At 67.8% G+C, this 13,911-nt stretch carries 9 protein-coding genes; 5 read left to right on the forward strand and 4 right to left on the reverse strand.

The annotated features are described in order from the left end of the window. Positions 1-164: 164 nt before the first annotated feature. The gene (locus DBR34_RS15930) at positions 165-704 is read left to right on the forward strand and encodes a metal-dependent hydrolase (RefSeq protein ID WP_128097519.1); all 540 of its coding nucleotides are present in this window, start codon (positions 165-167) and stop codon (positions 702-704) included. Then, complete coding sequence (locus DBR34_RS15935) at positions 704-2,095, forward strand: FAD-linked oxidase C-terminal domain-containing protein (protein WP_128097520.1); 1,392 nt, start codon at positions 704-706, stop codon at positions 2,093-2,095. The genes DBR34_RS15930 and DBR34_RS15935 overlap by 1 nt, the downstream gene beginning before the upstream one ends. Here DBR34_RS15935 and DBR34_RS23420 read toward each other — a convergent pair. Genes DBR34_RS23420 through DBR34_RS15950 form a run of 3 tightly spaced genes read right to left on the reverse strand, consistent with a single transcriptional unit; the run spans position 2,092 to position 6,162 of the window. Further along, positions 2,092-3,159 carry a fimbrial protein gene (locus DBR34_RS23420; protein WP_258224001.1) on the reverse strand — a complete coding sequence of 356 codons (1,068 nt, stop codon included), beginning with the start codon at positions 3,157-3,159 and terminating at the stop codon, positions 2,092-2,094. The two genes, DBR34_RS15935 and DBR34_RS23420, sit on opposite strands and share 4 nt — an antisense overlap. A gap of 23 nt (positions 3,160-3,182) precedes the next feature. Beyond that, entirely contained in the window at positions 3,183-3,689 is a 507-nt protein-coding gene (locus DBR34_RS15945; RefSeq protein ID WP_128097521.1) for a fimbrial protein, read from the reverse strand. Between the two features lie 37 nt (positions 3,690-3,726). Next, positions 3,727-6,162 carry a fimbria/pilus outer membrane usher protein gene (locus DBR34_RS15950; protein ID WP_258224002.1) on the reverse strand — a complete coding sequence of 812 codons (2,436 nt, stop codon included), beginning with the start codon at positions 6,160-6,162 and terminating at the stop codon, positions 3,727-3,729. A 358-nt stretch (positions 6,163-6,520) separates the two neighbouring features. Between DBR34_RS15950 and DBR34_RS15955 the strand changes: the two genes are divergently transcribed. Further along, positions 6,521-7,036: a fimbrial protein gene (locus DBR34_RS15955; protein ID WP_128097523.1), complete on the forward strand. Its 516-nt coding sequence runs from the start codon at positions 6,521-6,523 to the stop codon at positions 7,034-7,036. A 57-nt stretch (positions 7,037-7,093) separates the two neighbouring features. Next, on the forward strand, positions 7,094-7,819 hold the full coding sequence (locus DBR34_RS15960; protein WP_128097524.1) for a molecular chaperone: 726 nt from the start codon (positions 7,094-7,096) through the stop codon (positions 7,817-7,819). A gap of 98 nt (positions 7,820-7,917) precedes the next feature. On the opposite strand, the gene DBR34_RS15965 is transcribed toward DBR34_RS15960, so the two are convergent. Further along, entirely contained in the window at positions 7,918-11,094 is a 3,177-nt protein-coding gene (locus DBR34_RS15965) for an autotransporter outer membrane beta-barrel domain-containing protein (protein WP_258224003.1), read from the reverse strand. 437 nt (positions 11,095-11,531) lie between these two features. On the opposite strand from DBR34_RS15965, the gene DBR34_RS15970 reads away from it, so the two are divergent. Further along, the coding region (locus tag DBR34_RS15970; protein WP_128097526.1) for an autotransporter outer membrane beta-barrel domain-containing protein at positions 11,532-13,911 on the forward strand (2,380 nt) is incomplete at its 3' end.

Here is a 13,911-nt window from a genome sequence, read left to right on the forward strand (position 1 = left end):
AATTGGCTGCGCGATGCGTTCCGGCTGGAGGATTGTTGATGGATCGCCGGGATGTGGGTGATTGGGGGATGTCGTGCAGCCGGGCAGAGCCCGGCTCTACGGAGCGGTGGGCTGTGGGCGGTTCGAGATGGCGTTGAGCCCGCCAGCGGCCGGGGACGTGGCGCATGCCTAGTGTGTTCACGCATGCGGCGATTCCGTTGGCGCTGTGGTGCGCGTCCGATCGCGGCCGCATCTCTACCCCGCTGCTGGCCGCCGGCGTGGTGGCGGCCATGCTGCCCGACGCCGATGTGCTGGCCTTCGCGCTGCAAATCCCCTACGCCGACAGTTTTGGCCATCGCGGCGCCAGTCACTCCATCCTGTTCGCCGCGCTGTTGGCCGTGTTGGCCGCGCTGCTGCGCACGCGCCTGCGCGCCACCGCCGTGCAGGCCGCCGCATTCGTGGGCATCAGCGCGCTCTCGCACCCGCTGCTGGACGCGTTCACCTCGGGCGGGCTCGGGGTGGCACTGTGGTGGCCGTGGAGTGGCGAGCGCCTGTTCGCGCCGTGGCGCCCGATCCGCGTGTCGCCGTTCGCCGGGCAGTTCTTCAGCGCCCGCGGACTGGCCACCATTTTCTCTGAACTGCGTTGGGTATGGCTGCCGCTAACCGCCGCCGTGATCGGCTGGCGGGTGATCCAACGCGCCCCTGCACGCCCCCGGAATCCCTGATGTCGACTGCCACCCACCTGCCAACCGAATTCCTGTCCACCGTGCATGCGCTGCTGGGCGATGACGGCTGGCGCACCGATGACACAGCACTCGCCGCGCACGCGCAGGACAACTCCTGGCGCAGCCAGCTGCCGCTCGGCGTGGCCTTCCCGCGCGACCGCGACCAGGTAGTGGCGCTGGTGCGTGCGTGCCGCGCGCACCACGTGGCGCTGGTGGCGCGCGGCGCCGGCACCGGCACCACCGGCGCGGCCGTGCCGGTCAACGGCAGCATCGTGCTGTCGTTCGCGCGCATGGCGCGCATCCTCGACATCCAGCCCGGCAACCGGTGTGCGGTGGTCGAACCGGGCGTGCTCAACGGCGACCTGCAGCACGCACTGATGCCGCACGGCCTGTTCTGGGCACCGGACCCGTCCAGCGCGGACATCTGCAGCATCGGCGGCAACCTGGCCTGCAACGCCGGCGGTCCGCGCGCGGTGAAGTACGGCACCAGCCGCGACAACGTGCTGGGCCTGGTGGCGGTGACCGGCGCGGGCGACCTGATCCAGTGCGGCGGCGCCTACACCAAGGACGCCACCGGCTACGACCTCACCCACCTGCTGGTCGGCAGCGAAGGCACCCTGGCGCTGATCGTGGAGGCAACGCTGAAGTTGACGCCGCTGCCGGTCAGCCAGGCCGGCCTGCGCGTGCTGTACCGCGATGCCGATGCCGCCGCTGCGGCTGTGTCACGCCTGATGTCGCAGCCGGTGGTGCCCACGCGGTTGGAGTTCATGGACGCGCGGAGCCTGGAACTGCTGCGGCTCAACGGCGCCGACGTACCCGAGGCGGGCGCGATGCTGCTGGTGGAAGCCGACGGCGACCACGACACCCTGCCCTACCTGCTGCAGGCGCTGGCTGCTGCTGCCGAGGGTGACGGCATGATCGCGCTGGACGTGGCCATGGAAGGGGCCGCGCGCGAAAAACTGTGGGCCGCGCGCAAGGCGCTGTCGCCTGCGCTGCGCAGCATCGCACCGGGCAAGATCAACGAAGACGTGGTGGTACCGGTGTCGCGCATTCCGGACCTGGTGTCTGGCGTACAGGCGCTGGCGCGCGAGTACACGCTCACCATCGTCACCTTCGGCCATGCCGGCAACGGCAACCTGCACGTCAACATCCTCTACCACCCGGACGACGCCGACGAAAACGCGCGCGCGCATGCCGCGCTGCCGAAAATCTTTGCGCTGACGCTGGCGCTGGGCGGTACGTTGTCGGGTGAGCATGGCATTGGCCTGGCCAAGCGCGACTTCATGGCGCAGGCATTCACGCCGGCGACGCTGGCGGCGATGCGGGCGATCAAGGCCGCGCTGGACCCGGATGGGATTCTCAACCCGGGCAAGGTGCTGCCGCCGGCTTAGCGATAGGTGGCGGTCAGCACCGCCTCCCCAACGATCTGGCCCGGGTGAAGGGGATCGCTCGTGCGGACATAGCGCGCGGTGAAGGGAATGTCCTGGCTGCCCTTGCTGGACCCACCATGCCGCCACGACTGGCCGAACTGGACCGGGCTGCCACCGCGCAGCATCTCCACGCGTACGCCCCCCGCATCGGAACCAGACGCCGGTGCCAGCACGCTGCCTCGGTTGCCGGCGTCGTTCGCATCGGCCAGCACCATCTCGACGTCGATGTTCGCACTGGGGCAGCTCATGCTCATCACCACCGGCTTCTCGCCTGCATCGCTGCCGACCACGGCCAGCTGGTCGGCCGACACCGGATCAAGCGTACGCGCAGTGTCGCTCAGGGTGCAGGTCAGCACCGGCACATTCACCTCCAGCCGGATGTGATGCTGGATGCGCTGGCTCGGGTCGCTGTCGCTCCACGAAGTAGCGGTGCCGAGGTGGGTCATGGGAATGCTCTCCATCGCGCCACCGCGGAAGAACAACATCACATACATATCCACGTCCACCGGCTCGTCAGCGTTGGAGACGATGCCCTGATTGAGAAACGGTGCTCCCACCGTGACGGCGCGCTGGCTGGAGCGATGGTTGCTGTTATGGAGCGTACTGACCGAGTGCATGAAGCCAATCAATGGCGATCGTGGGCCCAGGCTGTAGACACTGTAGGTGCGGCCGTCCTCTGCAGCAATCTCGCGCTCGTATGTAAGACCGGTCAGCGGCAGATCGAGATGAAAGGCGCTCTGGCCAGCGTCACAACGAAAGGCGTCAGCAACTCCCCCGTCCGAACGTGCGAGAAAGCGCCTGTCTGGCAAGTCCAGGTTCGGCATGGTCAGGCTGATGGTCATGTCCTGGTCGCCCGGGTTCAAGCGTACGCAGGCGGCGGAGGCCTGCGCGGCGCCGAACACGACGCTTAGCGCACAGACCAGGCGCATCCACGACCGCAGCGTGCTGCCCCGCGCGGCGCGAGCAAGAAAGCCACCGCGATGACGGCACATCTCCGGGACAGCTCGACGGGCGGGCAGGCTCATCCTTCGCAGTGGAATCACCCGGCTCATTCGTAGTCCGCAGTCACGACGATCTCGGCCTGCACCGCGCCGGCCGTCAGCCCCCCGACCACCGGCAGGTAGTAACCCGCACGCAACGCATAGCTGGCCGTCGCGCCGGTCACCGGCACGTCGATGCCGGTATCGCCGCGCTTGAGGTAGGTACTGCCGGTGGCGCCTGCCAGCAGGGCGATCGATACGCCATCGGCCGCATCGGTGCTGGCGGTGTTCTTCCAGCGTGCGGCATCGCCATCGGCGGCGGTACCGTCGAAGGACAACACCGCCTTGGTCACGCCCACGCAGCCGGTGAAATTCAACACGCCGGCCTTGAGCAGATTGTCGCCCTGGGTGAGGTCATTGGCGTTGACCGGGTCCAGCGTGATCGCCGGCGCTGCCAGCGTGCAGGTTCCCGGCAGCACGCGGCCGCGGATGGTGAGGGTGGCGGTATCGGCGAACGTGGCCGGCGCAAAGGCCAGCAACGCGGCGAACAGCACGAGACGGTGGGAATTCAACATGGGGGTGCTCCTGCAGAGGAAGGGCATGAGAGGAAGGTCAATCAGCGTGTGCCGCTGCGTCGGCAGCAGCCTGCAGTCCTGGGCCAAGCACGGGCTGGCGGACACACACGGCCTGGGTCCAGGACAGGCCGTAGGCATCGGGGGCATCAGGCGTGCGGTAGTCCAGGCGACAGCGGTGCGGGCCGTCGGGGTCCACCCACAGCGCGCCGCTGTCCTGCGCCCCGCGCAGTTGGATCACGCCGCCCTGCCCCACGGCACCCAGCGTGCGGCCGGTCTCATCGTCCACCCGGGCCGCAAAGGGCAGTGGCTGACCCAGCGCATCGGTCGTGTCGATGAACAGCGTGCGTTCGTGACGGGCAGTGAATACCACGCGCACGATGCTGCCTGCGGTGGGCGCCACCCGCTGCGAGGTCTGCAGCAGTTCCACCTCCAGCGGCAGGCCGGAAGGATCCAGGTCGATCTGGTTCCAACGGTAGGGACTGACATGCGGCAGTAGTGCGTAGCCGTTACTGGCCACGCGGATCGGCGCGCCGTAACCCACCTGCGCGCCTTGGGCGCCGTCGGCCTGCACCAGTACGAAGCCCTCACCGACCGGCGCCCCGATGTTCACACCACCCCCGTGTACCACCACGCTGCCGGCGGCACTGGCCGACAGCGCGCTGTGACCGCCCGCGCGGCTGTAGCCGGCCGTGAAGTTGCCCAGGCCACCCTGGTAGGCCGCATATGCGCTGCGGTTGTGCTCGCCGCCGCTGGCCGTGCCGGCCGAGAGGGTGTAGCTCAGCGCACGGTTCTCGCCCAACGCGCCGGTGAGCCCGAGCTGCGCCTGCCTGCCACTGTCGGCATGGCTGATCTGGCTGCCCAGGCGCGGCGCACTCGGGCTGCGGCCGATGGGCATGCTCAGGGTGAACGCGTAGCGGGTATCCTCGCCACCGCCCTGCAGGCGATAGCGCATGGCCGAGAGCCCGTAGTTGGCACGGCCCCACACGCTCTGCACGCCCAGCTGGATGTCGTTGCGGCGCTGGCTGTTGTCCCAGTAGCTCACGTGCCCGCCGCTGATGTACAGCGAACTGCGGGTGCCCACCTTCTGCGAGAAGTTCAGCTGGTAGCGCTGACGTGCGCGGCTGCCCTGCCCCCACGTATCGTCCTGCAGGCGCGCCACATCCCCGAGGGTCAGGTAGCCGCGGGTGCTGTAGCGATAGGCGGCCAGGCCCACGTTGGTGCCGGTGCTGGCGACGTAGCGCTGGTAGTTGAGCCGGAAACTGTTGCCGCTGATCCGCGCGTCGCCGTGCAGTCGCGCCCGCGAATGGGTCACGTCCGCACCAAATGCGCCGATGGCGGTGTTGATCGCTGTGCCCACCAGCAGGGCCTGATAATCCTCCCCCAGTTGGGCGCCGCCCAAGGCGGTCAGGCGGTTGCTGATGCCGCGCGCGTACGTCCCTTCGGCGAACCGGAATTCCTGCAGGTAGCCGCTGGCATCACGCAGCGCACCCGCCGTGGCGCTGAAGCGCGAAGAACCTGCGCGCAGCGCCTGCGGTACGGCCGAGAAGCTGACCGAGAAGCGCTGCTCGCGCCCATCTGCCTCGGTCACGGTGACGTCCAGGTCACCGCCGAAGTTGGTGGGGTACAGGTCCTCGATCGAGAACGGCCCGGGCGCGACGTTGGCCTCGTGGATGATGTTGCCGTTCTGGCGGATGCGCACCATCGCATTGCCCTCGGCGATGCCGCGCACCACCGGCGCATAGCCGCGCAGTGAATCGGGCAGCATGCGGTCATCGGTAGCCACGCGCAGGCCGGTGAATGCCACGCTGTCGAACAGCTCGCCGCCGGTGTTGCCCTGGCCCAGCAGCAACTGGCTGTTCCAATGCGGCAGATCGCGCTGCAGGTGGCTGCTGATCACTTCATGGCGTGTGCTGCGCTCGCTGTGACTGATGGACGCGCGGTGGCGCATGCGCCACGCGCCCAGGTTGAGCCCGGCATTCACCCCGAGGTAGCGGCTGTCGCGCCCTCCCTGGCTGCGGTTCTGGTTGAAGGCGTAATCGATGAAACCAGCGGTGATGCCCGTATCGCGCTGCGCCGGTGACACGTAGCCGCGCGCGGTGGTAGCCTGCGCCGCCTGCGGGATGCCAATCAGCAGCTGCAGCGTGGCGCTGTCCACCTCCAGGCTGGCACCGTCGATCATCGCAGCCAGTGCAACGCAGGCCTCAGGATCGGGATCGAGCGCGTCCAGGTACATTGCTTTCAGGCCCAGCGTACGCACAAGCGAGGCGGAAATGCAGGGCTGGACGTTGTGCTCGTCGCCGCTGAAGACAATGTCCTGCGTGCCGCGTGCTTCACCGTTGACCACCACGTCCAACGGATGTACGCCGGCCTCCAGTTGCCCGGCACGCGCGTAGCGCTGCATGTCGATTGCCTTGCCACCGATCAGGAAGCCGTCGCTGAATTCCAGCGCTGCAGGGGCGGCCAGCACTGGCATGCTGGCCGTCGACAACGTGGCGACGATGGCCGCAGCGAGGGCACCGACGTGGCATGGTGGTGAGGTGACGCAGCGGGAATCGTGCATGGAAGACGACGAATCGCGACGGCGGTGACCGCCGGCGCCAGGGAGTCAGGAGATTGCGCAGCATAGGGCGGAGGTGTGGCCGATCCCATGCAACAAGTTGCAGATATCCGCCTTGCCCGCAGGCTGCAACACATCAATCGCAGTGCTCACCGACGCTCACACAATCTGCAACTTGTTGCATGGCGCAAGGGGCGATGCGCACGGACACTGCCCGCCCCACGGAAGCAGACCGCCTTCCTCACCCCTTGTTTCCCACAAAGGAGCGACCACGATGTCCTTCAGATTCAACCTGCTTTGCGCCAGCCTGATTACCGTCGTAGCCGCACCTGCTGCCATGGCCGAGCGTCTGGAAATCACCGGCGAGCTGATGACCTCCACCTGCGCGGTGGGCTCCACCGGCGGCGCCATCACCGTGCCGATGGGCAAGGTCGACCTGGCGTCGGTGAACGCCAACACCCGCGCCGGCCAGAAAAACTTCAGCATCAACCTGGATTGCACCGGCTCGGGCGCGGCGCAGGAAGTGGGCGTGCGCTTTGGCGGCACCCCCGATGGCAGCACGGGCAACCTGGCACTCACGGCAACCTCGGTTGCGACCAATGTCGGCGTGGCACTGTATGACGCCAGCGGTGACCACCAGAAGATCGGTGAAGACCCGTCGATGTGGGTGACCATTGCCGCCGGCGGCAGCGGCCAGCTGGACTACAGCGCGTGGTATGCCTCCCCCGCCCAGAATGCCACCCAGGGCATCGCCAACGCGTCCGGCGACTTCGTGGTGCTCTACAAGTAACACCGCACAGGAGGGCCGGCGCCCGGCGCCGCCCTCCCTTTTCCCAGAGGGCAACACATGACATCCCATGCATCGACATGGGTGTTGGCGCTGGCGAGCATTCTCGTCGCCACGCCGGCATCGGCCGCGGTCACCCTGCAGGGCACCCGCATCATCCACGACGCCCGCCAGGGGCGTGACGTAACGTTGAAGGCCAGCAATGTCGGCGAGCTGCCGGCGATGACCCAGGTCTGGATCGACGACGGCGACAGCCAGGCGCGCCCGGAGAATGTGCGCACACCGTTCCGGTTGACCCCGGCAGAACCGCGCCTGCTGCAGCCCCACCAGGGCCAGGCGTACCGCATCACCTATGCACCGCGCCCGTCCGAAGCAGCACTGCCGACTGATCGCGAATCGGTGTTCTACTTCAACCTGCTGGACATCCCGCCCAAACCCAGCGATGCAGCCGGCAAGAACCTGTTGCAGTTTGCGGTGCGCACGCGCATCAAGCTCTTCCATCGGCCCGCCGGCCTGCCGGGTGATGCACGCGATGCAGCCGCTGCACTGGTCTGGTCGCGTGCGGGCGACGCGCTGGAGGTTCGCAATCCCAGCGCCTACCACGTAACCCTGAGCACTCTCACCCTGGCCGATGGTCGCAAGCTTGACGTGGACATGATCGCGCCGGGCCAGCAGGTACGTCTGCCGCTGCCGGCCGGTGCGGCCATGCCCGCGAGCGTGACGTTCCAGTGGCTGGATGACTACGGTTCGCCACGCGACCTGGAAGCGGCCGTAGGCGCCCCGTAACGCCAGGCTGAACCCGGCCTGCGTGGAGGAGCATCAGATGCACGGCGCCGCTGATGCATCCCACAGGCGCCGGGCACTGCCCGGCGCCTTTCTGCGTATTACCAGCGCACGCGCATGCCCAGCTGACCGCCGACCGTGCGGTAGTCATGGTCACCGCGCTGCAGGCTCATGCCGCCCCAGGCCGACCAGCGCTGTCCAAGCTTCAGCTCCGCGCCGGCCTGCACTTCATAGCGGTCACGCGGCAGGTCAGCGCCCAGCGTCTCGCCGTTGAAGTCCAGCGTGCTGGTGCGCGTGCCGCGCAGCCAGTTCACCGCCATGTACGGCTGCACGATGGTGCCGGCACGCAGGTCATGGCCGAACACGCGCACGCCCAGGCGACCACTGATGCCGTCGGCGTCGGCGTTGTCGATCCGCGTGCCGTTGCGCTCCAGATGCCGGTCCGCACGGTAGTCCATGTGCGAGAGCTGCAGTTGCGGCTGCACGTAGAGCGCGGCGTTCGACCCCTGCCAGACGTTGAAGGTGTACCCACCTTCCACGGACGTGTTCAGCACGCGCGTATCGTACTGTTCGCGCGGCAGGTCCAGGCCATCCACCCGGTTGTCGAAGCGGCCGTGCTGGATGCTTGCGTCCAGATACGCACCTTCCGCGTCACCCGGCCGTTGCAGCCAGGTGGCGTAGGCGCCGATGGCGTTGCCGCGTACGCGGCCCTTGGCGGTGTAGCCGGTGAGGCCAGAGACCACGGTGCTGTCCGCCCGGCCACTACCGAGCATCACACCCAGCGTTGCGCCATTGCGCTGCCACAGGTCGCTGCCTACCTGCAGCAGCGAGGTGTTGCCATCGACCGCCAGCTGGCCGCCCACGGCCTGGAAGTCCGCCTGCTGGCGTCCCACGCGTGCCCACGCGCCACGCTCCTCCGCCAGGCCCGGCGCGCCGACGCGGTCGTGCAGGCGGTGCTGGAACATGCCCACCGCAGCGGACTGGTTGGCCAGGTAGGCACCGCCCTCCGGGCGCAGCACCGAACCCGGTGGCGTAATGGGAATGCCGCCACCGCCGCCCTCTTCCGGGTCCGGGTCGGTGATGCAACCCGGGGAGGCCGGGTCGTCCTGGCAGCGGTCGAACCACTGCGAACGCAGGTACCAGTTGCCGTCCGTCGGATCGGCCACCCCGCCCTGGAACAGGAAGTACTCGTATGAGCCGCCCACCGCGCGGCCGGCCAACGCGTAGGTCGCCAGGGATGCACCCTCTACCTGGATGAGCTGGATGCCGTCCTCCGTAGGCGCGCCCACACCGCCGACATTCTGCACGCGCAGGCTGGCATCGCCAGTGGTGTCGCCGCGCACGTGCAGCCGGTCGATCACGGTGTCATCGCCCGCCAGTGCGCCATGGAAAACGAACGTGCCACCTTCGCCATGCAGGTCGCCCTCGACGGTGAGCGTGTTGCCAACCGCCGCACGCCCATCGGACAGGGCCACGGTGCTGTCGCGCAGGCTCAGCTCATCCACCGACGCATTCCCGCGCAGGGTCCACTGGCTGCCGCCCTCCAGTGCCATCTGCTCCACCAGATCGGAGCTGCCCCACCAGTTCGATCCATCGGCCAGGCTGACCTGCACCTGCGATTGCGGCACCAGGCCGTTTTCCAGGTCTTCGGGGGTGATGACGATGTCGCCATACATCTGCGCGCCGTTCTCCAGCCGCACATCGAAGCGGCCGCTGACGGCGGCATCCAGCGCCAGTGCCGTGCCGTTGCCGCCTGACAGCATCGCGCCATTGCCCAGTGTCAGCCCCGCGTCGCGGCTGCCGCGCAGCCACATGCCGCCGTGCTGCGCACTCACCAGCGAGCCACCGTCTATCTGCATGCGCCCGTTGTCGTTGATCACCGCCGCCCAGGCACCTTCGCCTTCGGTACGAACATGGGTGTTGGTGAGCGACATTTCACCGGTGCCGCCAGACAGCACGCCATACGCGTTGACGCCCGTCGTGCGCACTGCGCTGTCGGCCAGGTGCACGCTGCCCCCGCGCCGGGCGATGGCGCCGATGGCCCCGTCGCCTTCGGTCAGGATGTCGATCGCGTGCGCGTTCGCCACCGGGGCGGGCGTACCCGAGCCTTCGGCATACAGCCCATGACCACTGCGCCCGCGGGTGCGCAGCTCGCTGTTGCGCAGCGTGGTCGTGCCGCCCAGCACTGAAACCGCCTGGTGCAGTTCGCCGTCGGCGCTGATCCGCGACCCGGTCACCTCCAACTGCGCGTCGCTCATCACCAGGATGCCCACGCCGTTCTGCGTGGTGATCGACGAGCCCTCCACGCGCGCGGTGGCATTGCGCTGGTTGATGTTGATACCGGTACGCACGCTGGTGAGTACGCTGTTGCGCATGTCCAGCGCGTCCCCTTCCATCATGAACACACCCATGTCGCCATGAACCTGCGTGCCGTCCAGCGTGATGCTGCCGCCGCCTGATCCAAAGCTGATCGCCGTGGCATTGCTGCCACCGGCGTGGATGCGGCCACCCCGCACGGTCACGTCGCCGCCTACCTGGATGCCTGCGCCCGACTGTTCGTGGGTGAGGTTGATGTCCACGTCTTCCAGCACCACGGTGCTGCCACGCGCGGCGAGAACGCCGGTGGCGCCAGCGCCGTTGCCGTTGATCTGCACCGAGCGCAGGGTGACATCGCTGCCGCTGCCCGCCTCCGCCCATACCGCCGCACCGCCGCCGGCGTGTTCAATACGCACGCGTTCGGCCAGCAGGGTTCCGCCGCCCACGAACAGCCCGTTTGCACTGCTGCCGTGGATCTCGATGACGCTGTCGCGTAGTTCAGCGCTGCCTTCGCGCAGTTCGACACCGTGCGACAGGCCACCGCGGGTGGTGATATGGACATTGTCCGCTACCACGTGGCCCTGGGTCAGCGCGATGCCGCTGGCTGCGGCACCGGTGGTCTCGATGCGGGTACCGCGTATGTCGAGCCGGCCACCGTCATGCGCCGCCAGGCCTGCGGCGCCGTAACCGGTGGTGAGCGCGCTGCCGCCGCTCAGTGCGATACGACTGCCAGCGCCTTCCGCGCGCGCCGCCGAGGCGCGTTCGCCCTCGGTACGCAGGTTGACCTCGCCCAACGGCACGATGCTGCCGCCGTTGCGGGCCAGGAAGGCATGGCCGGCCGGCGTGCCGGGCACCGCCGGATCGGTGGTGTGGTAATCACCGGCGACCGGGGTCTGGTCGTCGCCGTCGGCGATGACCTGTTGGGCCAGCACCGGATACGTGGCGAAGAGTGCGGCGCTCATGGCGAGCGCGAGTGTGTGACGACGTGGGTGGATGAAACGCATGGGGATACTCCTGGCTTATGCCCGAGTGATCCTCGCGAGTGATACCGCAGTGCACCATGCAAACTGTTGCAAAGGTCGTGCTGCGTTATGACGCGGTGCTCGAACCGACAGTGATCGTCAGCAATGGCGTCAGGTGCATCCGATCACATCGCTTCACTTGGTATTTGCCCGCTGAATCGAAACCATCCAACCAATCGACTCAATCGACGTTTGCAATTAGTTGCATGGGATGGCGAGCGCGGCAAGGACACTCTGGCCTCAGTTCCCGAGACTGTCGCCTTCAACTCGACTTCACGCCCTTCTCACGCGATCTCGACCTATACGCTGGGGCTGACGTCGCCGGCCAGGCGGGACGGTTCCGGACCCTTTGCACTTTCTACCGCAAGGATAGACATATGAACCGTCGCACCGTTTCTTCCACGCACCTGCCGACGCTGCGCCCGCTTGCCGCCAGCCTGCTGCTCGCCTTGACCACTCTGCCCATGTGGGCTGCCTTTGCCCGCGACCTCGACGATGAGCGTGCCCAGGTCAACCCGGGAGACGCGCCGGAGGCGTGGCGTCTGATCAACGATTCACATCTGGGGGTGGTCGGCGGGAAGACGCTGGAGATCGTCGCCAGCGGTACATCCCGCATTTCACTCGAGCGGGGTGCCGAGGTGACTCGCGGCGGTACCGCGCAGGATGCCATCCGTCTGTCCGGCGACGCCAGGGTTGAAGCTGACAGCAGCCGTATCCTGGGCGGGATTTCGCTTTTGGGCCACAACGCCGAGGCGTACCTGCGCGACAGCGAGGTCATTGTCACTACCGCGGGCCAGCATCCGGATGAGCGCAAGGCCGTCGGCGTGGATCTGGTCGTGGGTGCCGCCGGCGCCGGGGTACGCAATCCCTACGCATGGATCAGTGGCACCACCATCCGCGTCGAGGATGCACCGAACGTCAGAAGGCAATACAACAGTGGCTTGGGTGTGCGCCTGCAGATGGGCCAGATGGACATTCTCGATGGGTCACACATCATCGCCGCCAACATCGGCGCGCTGCTTTTCGCTGAGACCAACCCTGCCGGACGCGTGCGCCTGAGCATCGATAATTCCACGTTGGAATCCGCACGTGGCGCGGCCATCCAGGTTATCCCCTTGCAAGAGAACCGCTACGACATCAGCGTTGCCAACGGCGCGCAGCTTCGCGGCGGCGACGGCAACCTGCTGCTGGTACGCGACGATGCCTTCGTAACCGGTGCGCAAACCGATGTCACATTCACCGTCGACGACTCACGTCTGGCCGGCAACATCACCTTCGATCCCGGCACAGTAAACGGCACGCTGGATGTTGCCCTGCGCAACAAGGCGCAGATCGACGGCCGCTTCTTCAACGTGACCTCGGCCAGCATCGACGACAACAGCACCTGGCTGCTGACCGGCGACAGCAGTGTGGGCCGCCTGGCGCTGGGCAGCACCGGCACCATCGGGCTGGGCGATGGCACCACGTTCAACACGCTCACCGTTGATAGCTTCACCGGCGATGGCGGCACGCTGGCGTTCAACACCCAGCTGGGCGATGACACCTCGGCCAGCGACAAGCTGGTCATCACCGGCGATGCCAACGGCCAGGCCAATGTGCGCGTCACCAATGCCGGCGGCAGCGGCGCGAAGACCGATCGCGGCATCGAGCTGATCGATATCGGTGGTGCGTCCAACGCGCAGTTCGACCTGGTCGGCCGCGCCGTGGGTGGGCAGTACGAGTATTTCCTGGTGAAGGACGCCAACGGCAACTGGTACCTGCGCTCGGACCTGGCCGCCGGGCCGGACCCGTGCCTGGTGGACCCGAGCCTGCCGGAGTGCAAGCCGGTCGACCCGATCGATCCGGTCGACCCGCCGTCGCCGGTGCTGCGCCCGGAAGCCGGCGCGTACCTGGCCAACCAGTTCGCCATGGACCAGCTGCTGCGGCACCAGTGGCGCGACCGCCAGGGCGGCAGCACCGCCATCGACGGCGTGCGTGGCTGGGCGCGGGTGGATGGCACGCAGAGCAAGCTGTCGGCGGTGGAAGACCAGCTGGACCTGCGCGTGGACCGCTCGCGCCTGCAGCTGGGCGCCGATGTGGGCGTGTTCGACAATGGGCGTGGCCGCGTGGGTGTGATGGGCACGCTGGCGCAATCCAGCGCGACCTCGCGTTCGCAGCTGACCGGCTACAGCGCACGCGGCAAGGTCGAAGGCGGCGCGCTGGGCGTGTACGGCAACTGGAACACCGACGCGCTGTATGTGGATGCCAGCGTGCAGCGCGGGCAGTTCCGCAACCGCGTGCAGGGCGAAGGCCTGGCCGAGGAACGCTACGACTCGGACATCTGGCAGTCGTCGCTGGAAGCGGGCTATCGCTTCGACATCGGGCAGATCGGCAACACCGCGTTGCGCCTGCAGCCGGAGCTGCAACTGGTGTACACCGATGCCACTACCGACCGGCACACCGAAGGCAACGGCACCATCGTGCGCGGCGTGGGCGACGACGGGTTGTCGGGCCGCCTGGGTCTGCGTCTGCAGGGCGAGTCGCGTGCCACGGTGGGTGCGGCGGTGAGTCCGTACCTGGCGGTGAACTGGTACCGCGATGGCAGCAGCAACGGCATGGCCTTCGATGAGGACGTGCTGCAGGCCAGCCTGCCGCGTAACCGCTATGAGGTCAGTGCTGGGGGCCGGGTGGACTTCCGCTCCGGGCTGAGTGGCTGGGGCGGGCTGGGCGTGATGCGCGGTGACCACGGGTATCGCGAGGCCACGGCGAATCTTGGGA

Source organism: Stenotrophomonas sp. HMWF003, assembly GCF_003061285.1.
GTDB lineage: Bacteria > Pseudomonadota > Gammaproteobacteria > Xanthomonadales > Xanthomonadaceae > Stenotrophomonas > Stenotrophomonas maltophilia_AP.